General features: G+C 38.5%; 20 protein-coding genes. 10 read left to right on the forward strand and 10 right to left on the reverse strand.

The window, feature by feature from the left end; all coding sequences use genetic code 11:
- Position 1 precedes the first annotated feature (1 nt).
- From ACNFIH_RS20935 to ACNFIH_RS20970, 8 genes are all read left to right on the forward strand, one after another.
- Entirely contained in the window at positions 2–850 is an 849-nt protein-coding gene (locus ACNFIH_RS20935) for an HNH endonuclease (protein WP_426484623.1), read from the forward strand.
- 552 nt (positions 851–1402) lie between these two features.
- On the forward strand, positions 1403–2254 hold the full coding sequence (locus ACNFIH_RS20940) for a restriction endonuclease (RefSeq protein ID WP_426484624.1): 852 nt from the start codon (positions 1403–1405) through the stop codon (positions 2252–2254).
- Positions 2255–2696: 442 nt separating this feature from the next.
- Complete coding sequence (locus tag ACNFIH_RS20945) at positions 2697–4739, forward strand: ATP-binding protein (RefSeq protein WP_426484625.1); 2043 nt, start codon at positions 2697–2699, stop codon at positions 4737–4739.
- 90 nt (positions 4740–4829) lie between these two features.
- Positions 4830–5693, forward strand: a complete 864-nt coding sequence (locus ACNFIH_RS20950) for a hypothetical protein (protein ID WP_426484626.1) — start codon at positions 4830–4832, stop codon at positions 5691–5693.
- A gap of 158 nt (positions 5694–5851) precedes the next feature.
- Positions 5852–6625, forward strand: coding sequence for a hypothetical protein (locus ACNFIH_RS20955; protein WP_426484627.1), 774 nt, complete (start codon positions 5852–5854; stop codon positions 6623–6625).
- 153 nt (positions 6626–6778) lie between these two features.
- A complete protein-coding gene (locus tag ACNFIH_RS20960; protein ID WP_426484628.1) occupies positions 6779–7603 on the forward strand; it encodes a hypothetical protein in 825 nt (274 codons plus the stop codon).
- 89 nt (positions 7604–7692) lie between these two features.
- On the forward strand, positions 7693–8763 hold the full coding sequence (locus tag ACNFIH_RS20965) for an AAA family ATPase (RefSeq protein ID WP_426484629.1): 1071 nt from the start codon (positions 7693–7695) through the stop codon (positions 8761–8763).
- A 1-nt stretch (position 8764) separates the two neighbouring features.
- Complete coding sequence (locus tag ACNFIH_RS20970; RefSeq protein ID WP_426484630.1) at positions 8765–9412, forward strand: DUF4276 family protein; 648 nt, start codon at positions 8765–8767, stop codon at positions 9410–9412.
- Between the two features lie 138 nt (positions 9413–9550).
- On the opposite strand, the gene ACNFIH_RS20975 is transcribed toward ACNFIH_RS20970, so the two are convergent.
- The 9 genes from ACNFIH_RS20975 to ACNFIH_RS21015 form a co-directional block, all read right to left on the reverse strand.
- Positions 9551–9973 (reverse strand): hypothetical protein, encoded by a 423-nt coding sequence (locus ACNFIH_RS20975; protein WP_426484631.1) that lies wholly within the window; start codon positions 9971–9973, stop codon positions 9551–9553.
- 10 nt (positions 9974–9983) lie between these two features.
- Positions 9984–10610, reverse strand: a complete 627-nt coding sequence (locus ACNFIH_RS20980; protein WP_426484632.1) for an SOS response-associated peptidase — start codon at positions 10608–10610, stop codon at positions 9984–9986.
- 288 nt (positions 10611–10898) lie between these two features.
- Complete coding sequence (locus tag ACNFIH_RS20985) at positions 10899–13952, reverse strand: DNA polymerase III subunit alpha (protein ID WP_426484633.1); 3054 nt, start codon at positions 13950–13952, stop codon at positions 10899–10901.
- Positions 13953–13955: 3 nt separating this feature from the next.
- A complete protein-coding gene (gene dinB / locus ACNFIH_RS20990) occupies positions 13956–15137 on the reverse strand; it encodes a DNA polymerase IV (RefSeq protein WP_426486738.1) in 1182 nt (393 codons plus the stop codon).
- A 169-nt stretch (positions 15138–15306) separates the two neighbouring features.
- Complete coding sequence (locus ACNFIH_RS20995) at positions 15307–15546, reverse strand: DUF6965 family protein (RefSeq protein ID WP_426484634.1); 240 nt, start codon at positions 15544–15546, stop codon at positions 15307–15309.
- Between the two features lie 58 nt (positions 15547–15604).
- Complete coding sequence (locus ACNFIH_RS21000) at positions 15605–16075, reverse strand: JAB domain-containing protein (protein WP_426484635.1); 471 nt, start codon at positions 16073–16075, stop codon at positions 15605–15607.
- Between the two features lie 268 nt (positions 16076–16343).
- The gene (locus tag ACNFIH_RS21005) at positions 16344–17660 is read right to left on the reverse strand and encodes a PcfJ domain-containing protein (protein WP_426484636.1); all 1317 of its coding nucleotides are present in this window, start codon (positions 17658–17660) and stop codon (positions 16344–16346) included.
- On the reverse strand, positions 17657–18040 hold the full coding sequence (locus tag ACNFIH_RS21010) for a Cas9 inhibitor AcrIIA9 family protein (protein ID WP_426484637.1): 384 nt from the start codon (positions 18038–18040) through the stop codon (positions 17657–17659). The genes ACNFIH_RS21005 and ACNFIH_RS21010 overlap by 4 nt, the downstream gene beginning before the upstream one ends.
- A gap of 37 nt (positions 18041–18077) precedes the next feature.
- Entirely contained in the window at positions 18078–18467 is a 390-nt protein-coding gene (locus ACNFIH_RS21015) for a single-stranded DNA-binding protein (protein WP_426484638.1), read from the reverse strand.
- Positions 18468–18794: 327 nt separating this feature from the next.
- On the opposite strand from ACNFIH_RS21015, the gene xseA reads away from it, so the two are divergent.
- The gene (xseA, locus tag ACNFIH_RS21020) at positions 18795–20231 is read left to right on the forward strand and encodes an exodeoxyribonuclease VII large subunit (protein WP_426484639.1); all 1437 of its coding nucleotides are present in this window, start codon (positions 18795–18797) and stop codon (positions 20229–20231) included.
- Entirely contained in the window at positions 20209–20418 is a 210-nt protein-coding gene (gene xseB / locus ACNFIH_RS21025) for an exodeoxyribonuclease VII small subunit (protein WP_426484640.1), read from the forward strand. Before xseA ends, xseB begins: the two co-directional genes overlap by 23 nt.
- Before the next feature lie 52 nt (positions 20419–20470).
- Here the strand turns inward: xseB and ACNFIH_RS21030 are convergent, their stop codons facing one another.
- Positions 20471–22798 carry an ATP-dependent helicase gene (locus tag ACNFIH_RS21030; protein WP_426484641.1) on the reverse strand — a complete coding sequence of 776 codons (2328 nt, stop codon included), beginning with the start codon at positions 22796–22798 and terminating at the stop codon, positions 20471–20473.
- Between the last annotated feature and the right edge of the window lie 151 nt (positions 22799–22949).

Raw genomic sequence — 22949 nt, forward strand, 5'->3', positions numbered from 1 at the left:
AATGAGAAAAATTGATAAACCAACCATAACTGCGGCCGAAGTATTTCCAATTTGTGTAAGTACCGTCGGCAATGCTGCATTTAGAGGCAGGCTTACTGCCTGCCAGACCTTAATAAACAATGCTGAAAATGAATTTGAAAATAAAATCACCAAGGGGCTGGTACACACAATTCTCACTGAGACATTGGTTAACGGAAATGTAACAAATGAAGATCTGAAAAAATTGTATACCGGGCAGATGGTGGCTAAACCTCAGGGCAGAGCATATTATGATAAACTTATTATGTCCGCACCTCAGGGAATATGCCCACTGTGTTCGCACGGAGAGGCCACAACTCTGGACCACTACCTTCCAAAAACAAAATTTCCACGGCTATCGGTGGTCCCCATAAATTTAGTGCCCTCATGCAAAGACTGTAATACGGGGAAGCTGGCAGACTGTCCCACTGGACCAACCGATGAAACTCTGCATCCCTACTTTGACAATATTGAAAATGAAAAATGGCTCATCGCTGAGGTAAATAAAACCGATCCCTTATCATTAAAATTTGGCGTTTCGGCCCATCCCAGATGGAGTGCCTTATTGTCTGCGAGGGTGGTGTCGCATCTGCATTGTTTTGATTTAAAGAAATTGTATGCATCTCAGGCAGCAAGGAGGCTGTCGGGAATGAAATATAATCTGGAGAGAATTTTTTCAACTCCGGCAGGAACTGCAGGAGTAAAAAAGTACCTTGCAGATGAGGCTGATTCATATGAACACGTAAATTTGAATTCATGGGAGAGTGCGATGTATAGGGCACTAGCAGAAGATGACTGGTTCTGTTCAGGCGGTTTTCGTTTTATTGCGTAAATGGTCAAACTTGTCCTCCAATAATAAGCGGCACACCGTTAAGTATGAAAGTTTCCATGTTCATCGTAAATTATAGTAAGTAAGAGGATGAAAAAGCCAATTGGAGGCACAGAAAATTTAGTATAATTAGAACACTATCAGAAATCACATTATTCAATGAAAAAAATCTAATCATATTTGGAGATACGTTAAATAATTTTGTCATTTGCCATATTCCTCTTGTCATTGTAGGTACTAAGGCAATCATAGTTTTTTTCTTTAATTAAAGTGTATGTTTTATTTAATGTCTCTTTTATTTTTAGATTTACAATAAACTGTTGACATATAAGAAGAACATCTATAATGATTTTTGTATTTTAGCTGTAAGTAAAGAATGGTTGTTCAGTTATGGGGCATCTGTTTCAAGTGTGAAACGATTGCGTTTATAGATGCGAAGCCAATGTTATTCTTTAAATCATTTAGGAAATAAATCCTTGATATTTTTTTTGATAAATAAGAATTCGGGTTTAATTTCTGCAATCATAATTTTTTCATTAATCACTTGCATAAATTATGGATGGAACAAATACTTTAGATTGGAAGACTTACGAATCCATTACAAAATACATTTACGAGACCCTTGGTAAACAGACTGGGGTTAAGGTCAAAGGGTACGGGAGTAGCTGTAAAGTTATTGGCAAATCTGGATTAAGCCATCAAATAGATGTACTAACTTCTCATTCTGATGGGATACATTCCTATGATACTGCTATCGAATGTAAATACTGGAAAGAAAAGGTTAACAAAGATATCGTAATGAAAGTGTCTGAGATTATTGAAGACGCAAATATTAATAAGGGAGTCATTGTTTCGAAAGGAGGCTTCACGCAAGATGGAATTAATTTCGCTAAGTACCGAAATATAGGTTTGGTTGAACTAAGAGAAATCAATGATGAAGATTTACAAAGGGATTCCAGAGAAATATATATGGGACAATTCGGATTCAATTTGAGTATATTGATTACTAGTCCGGTGATACTCACTGTCGGTATAGGCAACAATCGAAGGATTGAGTTTGAGCATGAACTGGATTTTTATGAATATTTAATAATTCTGAATAACGGAAAGCAGGTTTTGTTAGCATCATTTGCTGAGGATTTTAGACGTGAAGTGGGTAAGGGACGTAAAAACAAACTGTATACAAAATGCCGCGAGATTCCAGGCAGTACCTTGGTCCATAGAGTGACCTGTGCATCTGTAAATTTGGACGAAATAACTTTTACAGGTAAGCTTACTGAAGTTGACGCGAGTAGAAAAATTGAAGTCAAGCTAACAGATAAGGTCTGGCTGATTATGAAATCAATTTTTGAAGAACGTGTGTTTACTTTTTCTCATACTGGTATAATTACAGAATATAAAAAATAATAGATGAAAGAATAAGAGAAATTATTCGCTACATCAATTATCAGAACCAAAACAAAATCATTAAAATTCTAGAGAAATTATATTCCGAAACGTATTTTAAAGTGAACTTTTTGATATTTATAATTTTAAATTTGAAAACTATGTCATCGAATTAAAGTCAAACTTTGTTGAATAAGTATTAAAATCTGTTATTTTTTAATTTAGAGTTGATTACTTCGGTTCTTGAAAATATTTCTAATTAGTAATTATGATCAAATTCATCAGCAAAAGAGTAATCGTGAAAATATTAATGCTATGCAATTATATTATAATTTAATCAATTTTAAATTACTATTTTAAATTTTAGACAACAAATAAAAATGCGTTAAATCACGAAAAACAAAATATAACTTAATTTTACCAGGTATTTTAGGAATAGTAAACTAATTAGAGCAAAGACACGATGAAAAGCACATCTGAGAAAATAACCACTAATACTAGGGTAATTAAAAGCCATTTTACAAAATATGGCGATACATTTAAAGCGTTTAAAGAACTAATTAATAATTCTATTCAGGCAAATTCAAAAAATATACATATTAATATTAAGTATAATGACTCTCTAACATTTAAATCAGGTATTGAACAAATAGCAATTACAGACGATGGTCATGGTGTCTCAAAGAATAATTTCAAAAATACAATCCTTGAAATTGGGACAAATGTAAAAGAGAAAGGTCAAGGTATTGGACGATTTAGTTCTTTTCAAATAGGTGAATTAATGAAAATTGACACCATTGCATTTGATGAAAAAGAGAATAAGTTTAGTAGGGTTCTATTTGGAATAGACACAACAGACTTGAAAGATATTGCTTTAGAAAATATTGATTTAAAAGTTGATTACGATTTTTTAGAAGGAAAAGATTATAATTCATATTATAAAGTTGAAATCCAAAATCTTCATCATAATATTCAAACCAAGCCAATAATCAAGAATAAGATCACAAGTAATTTTTTGGAAAATAACATTGCTCAAAGTTTATTTGAGAATTATCCTTACGAAATATTTAACAATAAGGTTGCTTTTTTTGTTAATGGAAACAAACTTGAAAAAGAAAACTTTGTAATAGAACCGCCATCAATTAAAACAATTAACTACACAGATAAAAGAGGAAAAAATCATTTAGTTAATTTTTATTTCTATAATATACAATCTAATTTAAAAAAAGTAAAAGTCTTTTTTCAAACTGATAATGCAGGTGTAAAGTCTGTTGCTCACGAATATACATATTCTTCAGATTGGTATACGCCTGATTTAGGAACTTGGTTTATATATATAGATTCTGATTTTTTTGATTTGGATTTATTTAGAAATATTGACTTAGAAACTTTAGGCGAAGAAGAAATTAAAAAATTAAAAACTGAAATTAAGGATTCTATTAATGACTTCTTTAAAGGCAGAAATCAGAAGTTCGATAAATTTATAACGAATTTAGAGAATGATAAATTCTATCCTTACAAAGAAGGAAAACCCGCATCAACATCGCAGGAGGTGGTTTTTAAAAAAATTGCATACTTATTAGAAGATGAACATCACTTGATACAAGAAGATAATAAAATTAGAAATTTTCTTTATCCGCTTTTAGATAAAGCTATCTCTAATGGAAATATTGAATATTTATTTAGTAAAATTTTAAAACTTTCAGATGATAATTTATTAAAATTTAATTCATTGTTACAGAAAACGGATCTCGAAGATGTAATACAATTTGCGTCTCAGGTAAGTGAAAAATTGGAGTTTTTAAATTTTTTACATGAATTAGCTTACGGTGAAATATCTAAAGTACTTAAAGAGAGAAGCCAATTGCATAAAATAATTGAAAATGAATTATGGCTTTTCGGTGAAAATTACAATGGGACACCACATCTCTGGTCAGATAAAAAAATTGGAAATATTTTAGATCAACTTCACGATTCTTTTTTAAATTATGAACCAACTAATGAGGATGAAAATTTAATTGAAGAAAATAATTTAGATGATATTACAGACTTATTCTTTTACAATGAAAAAATAACAGATTCAGATGAGCGAGAAATAATGGTTGTCGAACTAAAATCACCAAAATGTTCAATAGGCTTAAAGGAAATAAATCAAATAGATAGATATGCATTTACACTTGAACAACATTCGGCATTACCAGCAGATAAAGTAAAATACAAATTAATTCTGATATCTTCAAAGCTTAACGCATACGCAAAGTCAAAGATAAAATCTCAGCGAGAAATTTACAGGGAAGTTCCATTTTTGTTTGATAAAAAAACGGATAAAAATATTGAAGTATATGTTATGAGCTGGTCTGAAATTATTGAATTAAATAAAAGAAAATTAGGACATTTACATCAACAATTGACTATAAAAGACAAATCTGTTAAGGAAAAATTTGAAGAAGAATATCCTGAGCTTATTGATGAAAAAATACATGCCCAATTGAGAATTGTAGGGTAAGAAAACGTTGATAAAATTTTTTTATACTGGTGAATTTGTTTCTTAAATCTTCTTCCTCCTTTTGTCTAAGGGCGAAATAATAAACTATAAATGAATAACTTTGACTTTCAAAAAGACTTAAAAAACGAAATTTCAAATATTTTGAAAGACTCCGATTTGAAGGTTTCTTTAGATCAGAATATCCAAAAAATATTGATTGATTTTTTTAATTTAAAGTCAAAAATTTTAGAACCTAAAAAGAGAAATGTTTTTATAGTTTCTGAATTTGAGGATCAAATTAAGTCCCACCATAAGAGATTAGAAATAGAAACAATTATTCAATTGGCTTTAGATGGAGGAAATTTAAATTGTTTTCAAACTGATAAGATTATTCAATCAAAACAAATTGACCATTTAAGTAATGAATGGAATATTTTTCATTTTCACCTATCCTTGGAATCCTTTAAGAAACCAAAGTTTGTAAAAAGAGGCAATCATTTATTATTCGCTTATATTGATGAAGAGAACATTATATTCCTTGGACTTGACAAACATAAAGATTCATTCGCAAATCTAAAGTGGCTTGAAGTTTTGGAGAAAGACTATCCACATATATTGAAGAAGTTTTTAGCACCAGACCTACCACAAGTAAGACAAAATTTCACTAACTCAGATAGAGAGAAAATGTGGGAAAGTGGTCTATCTTCTGGTTTTATGAATATTAATGGGAAAACATATTTGAGTCCAGGATTTGGTAAAGTTACAAGTGGTCATAATTTAAAAGTAATTGTACAAAGCAATAATATTCTGCACTGGATTACTTATGTAGAAGATATCATAAGAAAAAATGAAATTATTGATAAAAAAAGTATTAATCTAAAATTAAGAATTAGTGAAAATTCAATTGAAATATATGAAAAGGAAAAAGGAGATGTTTTTTTTGAATATCCAAGTTTTGAGTCTAAGAATAAGTAATTTTAACAAACACCATAATAGTTTTCGGCATTAAATTTTATTCAGTTGATTATGTGCTTAGAAGAAGTCGCGCATGCTGGAAAGACTGGTATCTCTAATATTAAACTTAATTATAGTGCAAACTCTTTAGTAAAAATGTAAACTCAAGTACGGTAAAAATGTCCATTGAAAAAAAATTGCTTGCAATTAGAAAAATTGCCCGTATTCATGGAAAGTATGTTATAGGGAAATTATTTGATGATTATTTGACAGGTTTAATCTCGAAAAAAAGAGTTCCGTCATGTTCATTCTGCGGTAATGAATCAAATTTAACAAAGGAGCATATTTTGCCTCGATGGGTTTTCGAGAATGATCCTAAACATTTTTTTACTTCCGATGTCAATGAACTAGAGCAATCATATGTAGGTGCAACGATACCACTTTGTTCGAATTGTAATTCTAATTTGTTCAATTCTCTGGAGCGAGAGATTCAAATTATTTTAGGAAGAACAGACCTGAAAAATAACTTCTATAGTCCTGATGATTTATTGTTAATAATTCGTTGGTTCGAAATAATTGATTTTAAATTCCAAGTTTGGGATCTAAGAACAGATTTTAAACGTCATAAAAAATCGCAATATATTCCGTTTCTAGCTGAGTTTTCGATTGCTTTTATGCGATTGTATTCAGTGAGAATCATAACAACTAAAGCTAGAAAGGCACTTAAGCGAATAGCAACTAAAAATAAAATCAATAGAGAAAGAAGTCTGATAATTGGAACTACCAAAGAGAAGACCTTTCATTACTTTCATACTTCAGGAGAATTTATCTATCTAGAAATTCCTGCGTACAAAAAGGTTTTTTTTTATTTTTATGAAAGAGAATTTAAAACAGAGCTACAGGCAAGAAGAGCGGCTCTAAAAACTATTAGATTTGCATATGGTATTGACTAAAGTGTAATTCATCTAACATTCAATACCTGAGATTTAATCTTTAGTTGTATTTATTGATAAATTATACTTGGGAAATTAGCGTTTAAAGAAAAAAAAACTCATCTTTATTCCAAAACCTCGCTTTGCACTAAAATTTTTAAATTATTTCATTATATGATACCATTTAAGGAAACTTTTGAAAGCCAACAAGCTTTTTTTAAAAAGCATTCAATTCGGACAAATAAACCAGGGTTCTATGATGATTCAAATTTTCTAAAAATTGAACATTCAAATCCTGCAATCTTAAATAATTACGCAAGTTTTGTTAAACAACAAAAATATGATGAGAATTATCTGAAAAAGGTAGAAGAAAAACTTCCAATTATTTGCAATACTCTTTATGAAGAACTTTTAAAAGACAAACGACAAGGAGCGTGTATAGATATGTCTATGGCTTTAAGTAGAATTCTAGAAAGGGAAAAAATTTGGAATTATGCCGTAAAAGGAAGTTTAACTATTACTTTTCCAAAGGAATCTGGTATTAGAACAAAGTATTTTTGGACAATAGATCAAGGAGAATTTGCCGCAGCTCATGCATGGCTGGTGGTGCCTCCTTTTAAAATAGTTGACCTATCGATTAAAGAGCAGCCGTATAAACAGGAAGAGAAGAAATTTTTACCCGAGACAATTTTACAAAAAGAGACAAGGATATCTGAAGTTGACTTGGAAGACGTTATCGAGCCCAATATTCTTCTGTATTTAAAAAAGATAAATCAAAATAATACTGCCAAAATAATGTCTTTAATTTCAAAAGAGATGAATGAATTTACGCGTTTTTTTACGCCAGAAATATTTAAAAACAAAGATACTATATTCAAATATACACCGGTTGGAATTGCAGCCGCTGATGTACTACTTGAGGATTTAACAGGTTTGAAATTAAGTGGAATGTATCCACAACAAATTTATGAGGAATTAATTAAACCCAAGCTAAGGTAGGTTGGTAAGTACAACTGAATAAATGAAAGCAGAAAAAATGGACTTAAATAGAAATGAAATTAGGATTCGATTTATAAAAAGAACGTGAAATGGGAATGAATAAAATTGAAATAAAGGGATATAAATCTATTCAAAATCAGAAGATAAAACTTACATCAATAAATATCCTTATTGGTGCTAATGGATCAGGTAAAAGTAATTTTTTATCTTTTTTTGAGTTTCTTTTCAACTTATATGAACAGAAATTAAGGCCTTATGTTAAGCAGAATGGAGAGATGGATAGTTTTTTGCATAAAGGGAAGAACCCAGCAACGAAATTAAGCTCAAAATTATTCTTTGGACCTAACCAATATTCTTTTGAGTTGGAAAAAGGACAAGATCATTTTGTTTTTACACAGGAAGATCTATGGTATGATAATAATCCCTATTACACTAACCCATTTTCGATTTCAAATTACAATAATGAATCAAATTTAAAGTTTAATACAACTCCACGTGCTAAATATACTACAGAATTTTTATCCAGTTTTAGAAAGTATCATTTTCATGATACAGGGAAAAATTCCCCCTTCAATTCTTCTTCAAATATTGAAAATGATTCCTATTTATTGTATAGCGATGGTAGTAATCTGGCAGCGATTTTGTATAAAATAAAAGAGAAAAGAACTAAGCTGTATGTTAGATTGGTCAAGAATATTCAAAATATTGCTCCATACTTTAATGATTTTTATCTTGTGCCTGATGAGAACAATATTTTGAAAGTTCGCTGGACAGATAAGTACAGTGAATATATTTATGGTGTAAACAATTTTTCAGACGGGACAATAAGATTTATTGCATTATCAACTCTATTTATGCAGCCTGTATTGCCTAAAATTATTATACTTGATGAACCAGAGCTTGGTCTTCACCCTGTAGCAATTTCAAATTTAGCGGATATGATAATTAGTGTTAGGGAAGAATGCCAAGTTATCATGGCTACGCAATCAATTGAATTATTAAATAATTTTGAACCTGAGGATATATTAACTGTCGACAATGTAGATGGAGAATCTAATTTCACCAGATTAAATTCTGACAGCCTTTCAAATTGGATAAATGACTATTCAGTTGGGACTTTATGGAAAAAGAATATTATAAATAATGGACAGCCTCAATAATATGAAAGAAGTATTAGTAATTTGTGAGGGAACTACAGAGATTGAATTCTGTAAACGAATACTTCAGCCTTATTTCGAATCAGTTGGGATTAATTTAAATTTTACCTTAATTCTGCATTCTGACGGAGGTATTGTACCATGGCGTATTTTAAAAGAACAAATAGAAACACATTTTGAGGATAACAACGATGTTACTATTACCACTTTTATAGACTATTATGGTATATATGATCATCATAAATTTGAAGATTGGGATCGAGCACATGAAGAGACAGATAAGAAAATAAGGATGAAAATTTTAGAAGATGGAATGAAAAATGATCTGGATGAACAAATAAAATTTATACCATTTATATTGCTTCACGAATTTGAAACTCTTGCGTTTTGTGATCAAGAAGTATTTGATAATATATATGAAAGCAATGAAGCGAGAATTTCTAAATTGAAAGAAATTTGTACAAATTACCCTAATCCAGAAGAAATAAATAATGGTCTTACGACAGCCCCTTCTAAACGATTAGAAAAATATATCAGAAGGTATAAGAAAACATCTGACAGTATAAATATTGTTACAGAGATAGGACTAGGAAAAATGAGAGCAAAATGTCAAGGATTTCATGAATGGCTTGTTAAAATTGAAAACATTTGATTATTCTTTAAATTTGTATAATACTCATCTTCCAAATATCCATGATTTGGAAAAAGTTTTAAATGGATGTTTTATTCAAGCATTTAATCTGTTTTTTAAAGTTACCATGACTTTAGATTTATGGTTTTGTAATTATCTCTATTTAAATAAAGATTTTAAATACTTACAAGAACTGTACAGCCATTGAAGGATAAGATATTTTTGTCCACATTTTGGCAAAGGATCTATATAAGTTACCGAAACCTTTTCAATATAATCTTCGATGGCAGATCCGGTGAGCTGGTTGATTTCTTCTCTTTTCTTCTGCACCATTTCTTCAATCTGCCTCTCGGTTAATACTGTTCCTGCTTCGGATGATGCGGTGCGAATTAATTCTCTTATAAAATTTCTTTCCTCGGCAATACACTGTGTTATATGGTTTCCGTATTCCTGTTCGGGATCGAAAAAATCATCAGGATCATTGTACTGGATGAACTCTGTCTTGGAATAGAGCTTCTGCATAAATCTCTGATGCAGGTCTTCGTTGGTCATTCCGTTGAAATAGTCGATATCCTGTTTCATAAATCTGTTATTAATTTGAAGGAAGTGCGATTAAGTTTCCTTCGTAGGGATAGGCAAATTCGGTAATAGCAACAGACTGGTCCAGCCAAGCTGTCTCATCCTGTTTTTTTAGCATTATCGGCATCCTGTTTTTGTGGTTGTGCACGAAGTCCATTATTTTGTTGGCTTTTGTGGTTACCATGGTATAAGTGTTTTTAATTTCATCCGTTACAGGATCTGTCCAGGAGGAATACAAACCTGCAAAAGTGAAGATTTCATCATCCTGCGAGTTGATCTGGTACTTATCCTTGCTTTTTCCCTTCTCATCATTCCAATGCCATTCGTAATAGGCCGAAGCGATGATAAGGCATCGGTTATGGGTTATGTTTTTGAACGATGCTTTTTCGTCAATAGATTCAATGCGGGCATTCAGTGTATTCTTTCTAAACTCAATGTCTTTTGCCCAGGAAGGCAGAAGTCCCCAAGTATAATCCGTTGTGATTAGATGCGGAGAGGAATTCAGTATCACAGGAATGTTGGGATGGGAGAACCCGTTTATAAAATCCGACTGAAGGTAGGTTTCCTCATTATCGAGTTCTGCATTAAATCTTCTTTTGAGATCTTCTATCGAAGCATTTTGCTGGGTATAATAACACATAATTTTCCGTTTTATGGCTGTTTAAAAATATCCTATTCTGATACAATCTAGGTCTTATAAGGCCTTTTGTCTTTTTAATTGTGCTTAAGTTTGACAAAACGATCTTTTTGAATCTTACCCAATAGACATCAAGCACATTGAAAGGCTTATAAAAGAAATGAAAAGCGAAAGCAAAAGCTTTGGAAAAGAAACAGCAGAAAACTGATGTGCTTTATGCTTATTTTTCTTTTCTTTTTTTTCTTCTCTATCAAATTTAATTCATTATTAGGACTTTACATATATATAAAATCAAAATTTCATTCTGTGACGCGGCAGGTTGATTTCGTGCTCCTGCGGATAAGGCTGTCTGTGTGTGCTGCTGACATCCTGTTTGATATTGTGCTGTGTGGTATACCTTTTTTCCGAGTCCGAATATCTTGGGTCAGGGATAAATGGCATTTTCGCCATCCGTGAAATGGTGATCGTCGGGAAATGATAATCAATTTCCACGGTACCCAATAGCAGGTAGCAGCCTCCTCCCTGAAATGGATTCTGAACAAGACTGTCCGGAAAATGCGCCGTATCAAAATAGGCTCCCTCATTATCGATCCATGTCCCGAAATACATATTGCCCCTTTTGGTCGGCACCTGTTTGGTCGAGATGAGATAGGCCAGCATGCGGACCTGTTTTTTATGGTATTTTAATAAATCCCTCACCATGACATCTCCGCGGTGCTTTGTCTGCAGCAAATCAAAAACTGTGCAGGATACAGGGAAATTCAAAAGCTCGATTTCATCAAAGGCATCCTCAAATACAGAGCGCTCCAGAACAGGCAGCTTAAATTCTTTTGCGGGCTGCTCAATGAGCATAAGCCCCCGGTTTTCAGGCTTTAAATTATTCATCAGAAGGCTTACCTGCACCAGCAGCTGGTTTTTGGTTTTTCCGGTAAAGCGGAAAGCGCCGATGAAAATAAGCACCTTCACATTCTCAATTCCCATTGGCACCCTGTTTATGAAATCTTCCAGTGATTTGTAAATGCCGTTTCTCTCGCGCTCAAAAGCGATGAACTGCGATAGTTTTGAATCCAGGCCCTGCAGGTGCATAAAGCCCAGATAAATGTCGCTGCCGTAAAGAGTGGTTTCATATGCGCTTTTATTCACGCAGGGAGTATGGATAACAGCACCGGCCATTCTGGCTTCGTACACATAGATTTCAGTGCGGTAAAATCCTCCCTGATTATTGATTACGGCAACCATAAATTCAACAGGGTAGTGCACCTTCAGGTACAGGCTCTGATAACTTTCCACTGCATAGGATGCCGAGTGCGCCTTACAGAAGGAATAGCCAGCAAAGGACTCGATCTGACGGTAGATTTCCTGGCTCAGTGCTTCGGGATGACCCTTTGCGGCGGCTGAAATAAAGAAATCGTCCTTTACTTTCTGAAGCGCCGCTTTTGAGCGTCCCTTGCCCGACATGGCTCGTCTTAGTATATCGCCATCTGCGGCCGAGAGCCCGCCGTAATGCAGGGCAATTTTGATCACGTCTTCCTGATAGACCATAATTCCGTAGGTTTCTCCAAGCTCCTTTTCAAAGACTGGATGAAAATATTCAAATTTTGACGGGTTGTTATGGCGGAAGATATATTCCTTCATCATACCGGACTGCGCCACACCCGGGCGGATGATTGATGAAGCAGCCACAAGTGTTTTATAGTTGTCGCATTTCAGACGGCGCAAGAGTCCGCGCATCGCCGGGCTTTCGATGTAAAAGCATCCGATGGTGCGTCCCTCGGCAAGATAGACGTTTGCGGACTGTTCGTTTTTTGAGATTCTCGTGTCTCGGATGTTGATGCGGATTCCTCTGTTCTGCTCGATTATTTTCACGGTATCATCAATATGTCCGATGCCTCTCTGGCTGAGGATGTCAAACTTGTCAAAGCCGATATCCTCTGCCGTATGCATATCAAAGAGCACGATTGGAAAACCTTTTGGCGGCATTTCCAGCGGTGTGTAATTGGTCAGCGGTTCTTCCGAGATCAGGATCCCGCAAGAATGCATGCTTCTCATATTGGGGTATTTTTCGAGCATCATGCCGTATTCCTGCACCAATTTGACAATGGAATTGCTTTGGTGGAGCTTCATGGGATTTTTTGCCAGCATATCCAGCTCGTCTTTGGGAAGTCCGAAAACCTTGCCAACTTCCCTGAATATGGAACGGTACTTGAATTCCACATTGGTGCCGCAGAAAGCCACGTTCTCATAGCCGTAGCGGTCAAAGATGTATTTCAGGATCACGTCACGCTCTTTCCACGACCAGTCTATATCAAAATCCGGAGGGCTCTTGCGGTTTTCATTCAGAAAGCGCTCAAAATAAAGATCAAGCTCCAAAGGGCATATGTCCGTTATTCCCAGACAGTAGGCAATAATGCTGTTGGCTCCCGAGCCCCTTCCGATATGAAGGAAACCGCGGCTGTTGCTGTAGCGGATGATATCCCAAGTAATGAGGAAATACCCGCTGAATTCAAGATCGTTGATGACTTTGAGCTCTTTCTCGACACGCGCTTTTGCTTCGGCGTTATGTCTTCCGTAACGCCATACAAGACCTTCCTCGGCAAGGGTGGTCAGAAGGGCAATGTCTCCTGCTTTATTTTTGGTATAATGCTTTTTGTTTTTCGAAGTCTCAAAATCATACTGAAAATTACAGTGTTCGATAATGAATCGGGTATTCTGGATGATCTGGGGATAATCTTTATATAAATCTATAAGTTCCGTTTCGGGTATCATCATATCTGATTTTCCGCAGCAGTCCTCAGGACCGAGTTTGGACAGAAGCTCATTGAGGTCAACGGCGCGCAGGATCCTGTGCAGGTTGTATTCCCTTTTGGTGCGGAATACCACTGGCTGAAGGATAACCATCTTGGAAATCTTCTTTTTCAGTTCAGGCATGAAAAGCCTGCCGAGCTGGTCAGGCTGGATGCCGATATATTCATTTTCGCTGAGCTGTGCAGGTGCGTTTTCCAGCGTATAGATGATGTATACCGATTCAAAATCCGGAGCCTTCTCAGGCAGGGGATTTCCGCTGAAATTATGATCGGTCAGAAAACGGTTCATCCGGGCAAGTCCTGCAGCATTTTTGGCCAGACCGATATAACGGAATTTGTGCCTGCAGCGGAATTCTATCCCGACAAGCGGTTTTATGCCTATAGCCTGGCAGCCTTTTATAAAATCATAAATCCCTGTTACGGTATTGATATCGGTCAAGGCCGCTGCCGTCACACCGCAGTCCGCTGCCTGTCTTATCAGATCATCCAGCGGAATGGTGCCGTAGCGCAGTGAATGAAAAGAGTGGCAGTTGAGGTACATGATTTATTTTTTGCGTTTTAAAATTTCGTCTTTATTGTTGGGTTTGAACGATGCGCCTGCGCATCGCATCACGGCATCAAAACCGTAACGGGTCTTCATCCTGTCCATAGCTTGGTAAAGGGCCAGCATTTCCTCGGTGTCATTGAATAGGTCAATCTGATAGGTTCCCCTGACCAGTCCGCTGAAGCGTACGCCGATAAGGCGCAGGCGCATACGGCGCTGGTAGAGTTTGGTAAAGAGATCCGTAACGGTCTGGGTCAGAATATGATCCGCCGAGGTGTAAGGCACTCTTGTCTGCTTGGTTTCGGTATCAAAATTGGCGTACCGTATTTTGACGGTCACCGTTGAGGTGAGCCATTCTTCAGCCCGCAGCTGATATGCCAGTTTCTCCACCATACCCTGCAGGATGCGGTTTAATTTCATTACATCAATGGTGTCCTGTGAAAAGGTATGCTCGGTAGAAATTGATTTTCTTTCCGTATAGGGCTCCACAGGCGTGTTGTCAATACCATTGGCTTTTTTCCAGAGCTCGGTGCCGTTTTTGCCGATCATCTGCTGCAGGGATTCGGCCGGCATTTCAGAGAGTGTCTGGATGGTGCGGATGCCGATTCTCGAAAGAAGCTCAAAGGTTTTCTGGCCGACCATCGGGATTTTTCTAATGGAGAGCGGATTCAAAAAGGACTGGACAAGATGCTCGGGAATTTCAAGGTTCTGCTTCTGCTTGCCTTCGCCGGTTCCGATTTTCGAAACTGTTTTGTTGACCGAAAGGGCAAAGGTGAGGGGAAGCCCCGTTTCTTTGGTGATGCGCTGGGCGAGCTCATCAGTCCATTTGTAGCTCCCGTAGAATTTATCCATGCCGGTAATGTCAAGATAAAATTCATCAATGCTGGCTTTTTCCACCACGGGCGCTTTCTCCTGAATGATCTCGGTGATGTCGTGGGAAAGCCTGGAATAGAGTTCCATGTCGCCTTTCATAATTTTTGCCTGAGGGCAGAGCTTCATGGCCATATGGATCGGCATGGCGGAACGCACGCCGAATTTTCTGGCTTCATAAGAGCAGGAAGCCACAACGCCCCTGTCACCTCCGCCGATGATAAGCGGTATGCCGTTCAGTTCTGAATTTGTCAGCCTTTCGCAGGAGACGAAAAACGTGTTCATGTCGATGTGTACAATAGCCCGGCTCATAATCTTAATCATTTTATACCAGTCAAAATTAGTACAGATAATAACAATTTGTAAAAATAAAATGTTCTAAATAATAACAAAGTTTAAAAAGCCTTATTTTTCAGGGCATAAAAAAAGCACCGATTTGGGTGCTTTTTTGCTTTATTAAGAATTTACGGAAGGATCAGAATTATTCTGAAGCAGGCTCATCGCTGATCGGCTGGCCGGCTGTTTTCTTCATAAGAAGGTAAAAATCCCTCAGATGCCACCAGGCGGGGCAGCGGTCTATCGGGCCGTTAAAGTTTTTGATGGTGGTATAGCAGCTCCTCAGGAAAACCTGAGTGTCGGTAATCTTTGCCCATGGTTTCCAGTCCACCTCTTTCGGCGGCGGTGAGGCTTCAAAGTATCGTTTTATTTCTTCGGGATTCATAAGGCAAAATTACCTAAAAAACCAGAACAGCGCAAGGGCGTGAAAGATGAAAACGCCCTTACAGGGCGCCTTCATCTGCAAAAGAGTAATAGGTCTCAGGTGTCACGATGATGTGGTCGAGAAGCGGTATATCCAGCAGTTTTCCCGCTTCACGGATTTTTCGGGTCATATTTCTGTCGGCCTCGGAAGGCACTGTTTTTCCTGAGGGATGGTTGTGGGTGATAATGATTCCGACGGCGGCAGCTTTCAGGGCTGCCGCGAAAAGCAGGCGCATATCAACCACAGTTCCCGCAATGCCTCCTGAGGAAACCTCGTAGATTCCCAGAACCCTGTTGGATTGGTTGAGCAGCAATACTTTGAACTGCTCAAAGAATTCTATTTTGCCGGGATCCCAGCTGTCGAGAAGTATTCGGTAAGCATCTCTGGAAGAACCGATATAAGGCCTTTCAGTGCTTTTTACTCTGGATTTATAGATCAGTTCGATTTCTGATACTTTCTGCCAGTCTGTGTTTTGATGTGCATTTTTCATAGCTGCTGTAGTTTTAAGATTAATTACAGCACCGCTGCCCGGGCAGGGCTGAGCGAACGCAGAAAGCAACGCAATAAAGCAGGAGCTCAGCCCTGCATTTATGGGGGAATTTTTTGCGGAGAACCGAAAGACGTGCCCGACCTTTGTGATGAAATTGACTTAACATTTCCCAATAGCCCCTAAACGAAGACTGTCCCGTGCGCCTTAAAGTGTCTGCGCGCCAAAAAAAAACCGCAGTGTAAATCTGCGGTCTAAGTAGTAAAATGGGTTAAGCTGGAGCGGTCTGCTTTTTCTGTTTTTTCAAACGTCCAGCAATCTCTGGCAGATTTCTGCGGATTACCCTCAGAATCCTGCTGTGATATTTAGTGGCTTTATTTCGATTCCCTCTGCATTGGATGACTTCCATTTTTGAAAGGGAAATTTCAATGGTTTCAATTGGTCTGTTCTCTATCTGCGCAGAAAGGATAAGCGAATCTTTCTTTTTATAATACTCGTTGGTAAATACGCAGTGATGGAGCGTGTCGCCCTCGTTGAGAAAATCCTGCACACGCTCAAGCACTTTTACCGTTAGGTCTTTATCGGTAAAAGAAAGTCCCAAGAACTGTTTTTTATCGTTCTCATAAATCGGCTCTGCCTGCTGTATTTCGGCGCGCATCTGCGCAAGATGCTTTCTTCTTTGAATCTCCATTTTTTTGGCGACAAGCCTGTCATGCGCTTCGTCCAAGTTTTCAGGGCAGACAAGCGCAGGGGAGGTGAGGTCTTTTTTAAACCATCGGAGCAGGGCAATATAATCCTCCCAGATTTTGATGTCCTGAATTTTATAGCCGTGCTTAAGGCAGGTTTTCACAGCCTGCCAATTCTCACGCAGGTGCTGTTCATGGGAAGTCAGATAATGTTTGAGCAGGGAGTTCTGCGAACTTTTCAATAGGGTTTCCGCAATGGGGTCTTTTAAAAGAGCTGTAAAGAGAATCTGAGGGGCAATGCCGTGCAGGGAAGCCTTGAAGCCGTTTCTTTTCAAAAGCGGAATCACTTTCAGGCTTGGATAAACCTTATAGGGATTGATGCGGTATTTTGGGGAGTCCTGAAAATTTTTAGGACGGATTTCGAGTGGGGAATAATATTTCCATGCATCATAGGTTTGGGAAAAAACGTTGGTGCTACGGGAGATGGTGCGCACTTCCCCTTTGGGATTAATCCAATGCTGCATTACTTCCGAATGTGAATAGTCGGGAAGAAAATTCTTTTTCATGTTCTTGTGCGAACAGATGATGCGCACGACCTGATACCCTTGGCAGGCATCAGTCACGGCAAAGTATTCGATTTCTTTGAAATGCACCTGATTGTATTGGTGCATTTTAAGCCTGCCCTGACAGGCGGTGCAATTGATATACTTTTGACAGGACTGGCTTTCGCTGTCTGGTTTCCACGAGTGGGTGCATTCGAGGCAATGAAATTTTCCCCTTGAGAGCACCGCCCATTTCAGAAAAATATTTTTTTCCGCCCACTGTTTCATCTGCTCTGTGATTGGCGCAAGTTTGTCGCTTAAGCCGCAGATTTCTTTTTCTATAGCTGTTTTAGGTATCATAAGTCAAAGAGTGTTAGGGTTTGCTGAACAGGCTTCACGAGTGGCGGTACTGTTTCTGTTTTCTGAACTTCATTTTCAGAAACTGCGGGAGCAGTAGAGAACAAATCAGGCTTTGCGGGAGGGGTGACTGCGACCCTGCACTCAATTGGGGCAGGCGTGCCGATGCTGTCGTCTGTGTAGTACTTCACAGCCATGTCAAAGATTTCCTGATTGTCAAAGGCGCATTCGCCTGTTTTTTTGACCTCGCCGAAAATGTAATGGAAACAGCTCTCCAAGTTTTTGGTTTCTTTCTTTAAGCTGTCAGCAAATAGCGCATCAGTCAGCGCTTTCACGTTTAGGTAGGTTTCTATGGCGGTTTTGAATTTTTCTGATGCTTTCATGGCGCATAATTTTAATGTGAAACGGTATTGATTCCAATCAGAAAGGCAGGTCGTCAGACTCGCCTTTAGCCGTTCTTTTGCTTTGGACTGCGGGAACATCGACAGTATTTTCTGTTTTCGGGAAAACCAGTATCTTGATGTTACTGGTGTGAAAGGTCAATGAGCCGAGCGCTTTGCCCTCGGCATTGGTGTAGACGTTCAGACCGATGCGCCCGAAGAGTTCGACCATAGTGCCTTTTTTAAGCCACTGCGCCATTTTAGCACTCATCCAATAGGAGCAGTCGATGTAGGTCACTATCTTTTTAAGTTCAGCCGACCCTTTTGGTCTGTAGCTGTCGTTTACGGCGATGGAAAAATTTACCACCTCCCTGTCATTTGAAACTTTTGCCGTTACGGCATCTTTTACAATTCGTCCTGAGATTTCCATGATTCAAAAATTTTAAGTGAATACTTTTCTGTTTTTCCTCAAGCCCCGCATGAAATTTTCCAAAAGAAAAACGGGAAAAAAGAAAGCACAAAATCAAGCGCCCGATAAAGGATCCGGAGTGCTATAAGTCCCGAAGGGCGGCAAGGCCGTTATGCGCATGCAGGAGCCTGCGGATGCTATTTTCGCGGCTCTTTTAATCCGTTTTCATTGTGAATTTCCCTATATGATTTTGCAGCAGTTTTTCAGTGTTTCAGTATCTGATGGATTATCCTTACCTTAGCTGTGCGGAATAATCAAAGCCAAGAGCCGCAGTTTCACCTTTACTCTATGGGACCGGAAAACTTTATCACACTCTCTCAGCTAAACTATCAGATCCATCAGGCCATCAGTGATCGTTTCAAGGGACGCACATACTGGGTAGTGGCGGATGTGACAAGCCATACCTATAAGGCAGATAAAAAGATCCATTACTTTGAGCTTGTTGAGAAAGGGGAGAAAAACAGCGCGATCACAGCCAAGATCATGGGAAAAGCGTGGGGGGAAGGTGCTGTAAGGCTGTCTGATTTCCAAGAAAAGACAGGCCAGATATTTACCAATAATCTTCATGTGCTGGTACAGGTCAGTGTGGATTACCATGCGCTGTACGGATTGTCGGTTAATGTTTTGGATATAGATATCAACTTTACTCTGGGTGTTTTGGAGCAGCAGCGCAATGCAACCTTAAAAAGACTGGAAGCAGAAAATGATTTTATCACCAAAACACCGGATGGCTACTCCACACTCAACAGCCGTCTTATACTGCCTCTTGTCATGCAGAGGCTTGCTGTGATATCGGCCAGCAATTCGGCGGGGAATGAAGATTTCAGGCACACCCTGAAGCATAATGATTTTGGCTATTCTTTTCATATCGATGATTATTACACCGTAGTGCAGGGAGATAATAATGCCAAACTATTTTTAAATAAGCTCATAGAGGTATTCAATACAGGCATAGCGTACGATGCCATAATCATTATAAGGGGAGGAGGCGCGCAGTCCGATTTTCTGATTTTTGATAATTATCAAATAGGACGTGCCGTGGCTAAATTTCCGATTCCTGTCATAACGGGGATCGGGCATCAGAAAAATGTCTCCATAGTGGATCTTATGGCGCATACCAGCACCAAAACACCTACTAAAGCCGCAGAGTTTATCATCGCCCACAACCGAAGTTTCGAGGTGGGGCTGCTTTCACTGCAGCAGAATATCGTAATCAAATCACAGCAGCTTTTTATGGGCCATTTCAGAATGCTTGAAGAGCTTAAAAGAAATATCTCCAGAAACGCAACAGGGCTTGTGGGCCTTTACAAAGAAAAGCTGTCAAACACCAATCAGAAGCTTGCAAAGGACAGCAGAGGCATACTTTATCAGCACAGCCGTGAGTTATCGTTAAAGGCGCAGAGTACGGCGCAGATCTCTCGCAGCCTGCTTGCCCGCAAAAGAAGCGAAATTGATTATCTTGTCGGAAACTTGAAACGATCTGCGGCAGGATATCTTAAAACCAGAAGCCTGCATCTTGAACATATGCAGAAAAGCATCAGGCTGATGTCACCGCAGAACATACTTAAGAAAGGCTATGCCATCGTAAGAGCAGGAGGCGGGATTACCAGCAATACAGAAAATATAAAAGAAGGGGACAATATAGAAGTGATCCTTTATGATACCATACTAAAAAGCACCGTTAGGGAAAAAATACAATATGATGGAAGAGAAACTGACTTATGAAGCAGCCTGGAGCGAGCTGACTGCCATTTCAAAAGAAATAGAAAATGAGACTATCTCAGTAGATGAGCTTGCATCTAAAGTCAAGAGGGCCTCAGAATTAATCGCCTTCTGCCAGGGCAGGCTTAAAGCCACCGAGACAGAAGTGGGAAAAATAATAGACGGCATGGAAAATCAGCAGAAGGAATAACAGTTCTGAATCACAAGCCAGTATGATATTGCCAGAGCGATTACGGGATCATCTATTCCGGCCATTTTTTTTCACTGCTCTCAGCGCTTTGGTCAAATATGTCTGAAGAATTGCCCTCCTTATCCAAAACGTCCTGCGGAGAATCTTTATCTTCAAAAGGATCCGGCGTGTTCTTTAAGCTAACTTGCAGTTCGAGCAGTTTGGCAGGCGACGCGGCATCCTCTTGTGAATCTGCTGCGGCCGTAAGAAAACGGAAAGCAAAATCAATTGGTTTTTCCTTTTCCATTTCAAAAAAGTGTACGATATACTGGTTTTTCTCCAGATCAACGGATTCTATCCTTCCTTTATTCCATACCGGATGCATTACAAAATCTCCCTGTTTGAATGCTGTATCTTCGCTGTTTTTTGAAGCTGCAGCAGATGATTGCGCCGCCTGAAGAATTTCAGGTGAAAGCTTTCCCTTCCGCACATAAAATTCTTCTTTTATTTCAAATAGGAATCTTGAAGGGTACTTGTTGAGGCCCGTGGTAAAATTAAACCCTTCCGAGTCGGTCATATAGAACCTCTTTTCGGCTCTTGTAACGGCGACATACATCAATCTTCTTTCCTCCTCAATTGCCCTTTTTCTTCTTTCTTTAATCGACAGCGCACTTGGCAGCACCCCTTCGGTAAAACCGCAAAGGAATACATATGGAAATTCAAGACCTTTAGAGATGTGGATGGTCATCAGGCGAACCTTGTCCTGATTTTCGGTATCTTTATCAAGATCGGTATAGAGTGCTATTTCCTGCAGGTATTCCACAATATTGACAGGCGCGTTATTTTCTTTCTCCAGCAGCATCATGGAGCTTACAAGCTCTTTTATATTTTCAAGCCTGTCTTCGTCGCCGTCTTTGCGGTAGAGTTCGGAGAGCCCGCTTTTGTCGAGTATGATCTTGACCAGATCCGAGATGGAATTCTGATCTGCCTCTTTTTTAAGTTCTGAAACCAGTGCCAGAAAATCTGCCGCCCCTTTTTTGCTGAGTTCCTTATCATCGATATTGCGCTGCAGCGCATCAAGCAGGGAAAGGTTCTGCCCGGCTGCCAGAAAGCTCAGCCTTTCCAGAAACTTTTTGCCCAGTCCTCGGGAAGGATGGTTGAACATGCGCAGAAATGAGAAATTGTCTCCCTGCACAATAAGCCTTAAGAACGAGAGCACATCCTTGATTTCCTTACGTTCGAAAAAACGCACGCCGCCAAATATGGCATAAGGAATGTTTTCCTTAATGAGCGCCTGCTCAATATTTCTGGAAAGATGATTGGAACGGTATAAAATGGTTATATCGGAATAGGATGCATTTTCCGTTTTAAGGATTTCTTTGATTTCCGAAGCCACCCACAGCGTTTCCTCAAAGTCATTTTTGCCGTGAAAATGGACCACTTCAACCCCCTCGGGATTCTCAGTGATCATATCCTTATCCACTCTTACCTTATTGTTTTTAATGATATGGTTGCCGACTTTGAGGATGTTGGGAGTTGAGCGGTAATTCTGGTTCATTATTATGGTCTTCGTATCGGGAAACATCCTGTCAAATTCCACAAGGTATTCGGGTTTGGCGCCTCTCCATTCATAGATGGTCTGGTCTGGATCTCCTACAAGAAACAGGTTCTGGTGCACACGCGAGAGCATTTCCACCAGATGGAACTGGCTGTCGGAGCTGTCCTGGGCCTCATCCACCTGTATATAATGCATCATTTCCTGCCATTTGGCAAGCACGTCGGGATTGCTATCGAGTATAAATGCCGTAAAATGGATCAGGTCATCAAAATCCAATGCATAGTTGCGCTTCTGCTTGTCAAGGTATTTCTGGTAGACCTGGCTGGAAAGCGAATCTTTTTCGTCGGTAGTGAAGCTTTTATTTTCAATCATGTAGCCCAAGTAATCAGAGGTGCTTTTCTGTTTGGAGATAAATCTTAAGACCTGCTTGAAAGTCAGGTTTTTGGAATTGATGTCCAATTCGGTGAAAACATCGCGAAGGATGGTTTTCTGGTCTTCTGCATCCAGTATGATAAAATTCTTCGGGTAGTGTATTTTATTGATTTCCTCACGCAGAAACCTCACGCAGAAACCGTGGTAGGTGGTGATGAAGCTGACATCATAGAGATCGCCGATCAGCGCTTTAACCCTTTTTTTCATTTCCTGCGCCGCCTTGTTGGTAAAAGTCACGCAGAGAATATTGGATGAGTTGATTCCCAGCCGGTCCACTATGTAAGCAAAACGTGAGGTCAGCGCCTTGGTTTTTCCGGATCCCGCTCCTGCAATAACTCTTATATAGCCTTCAGTGGTTTTTACTGCCTGAAGCTGTTTTGGGTTTAAATTTTCTAATATTGGATCGGTCATATTCAAAATATTTAGCAGGAAGCATCTAAAGAAAAGGCTCCGCTTTTACAAATTTAAGCAATAAATTTCAAGAGTTTAAAACCAAAACATTCCTTTCTCACAGTTTATGTGCTATGTATAAGATTTACGATGCCATGCAAAACAGTTGAAC

Origin of the sequence: Flavobacterium sp. 2 (assembly GCF_049949195.1) — a bacterium.
GTDB lineage: Bacteria > Bacteroidota > Bacteroidia > Flavobacteriales > Flavobacteriaceae > Flavobacterium.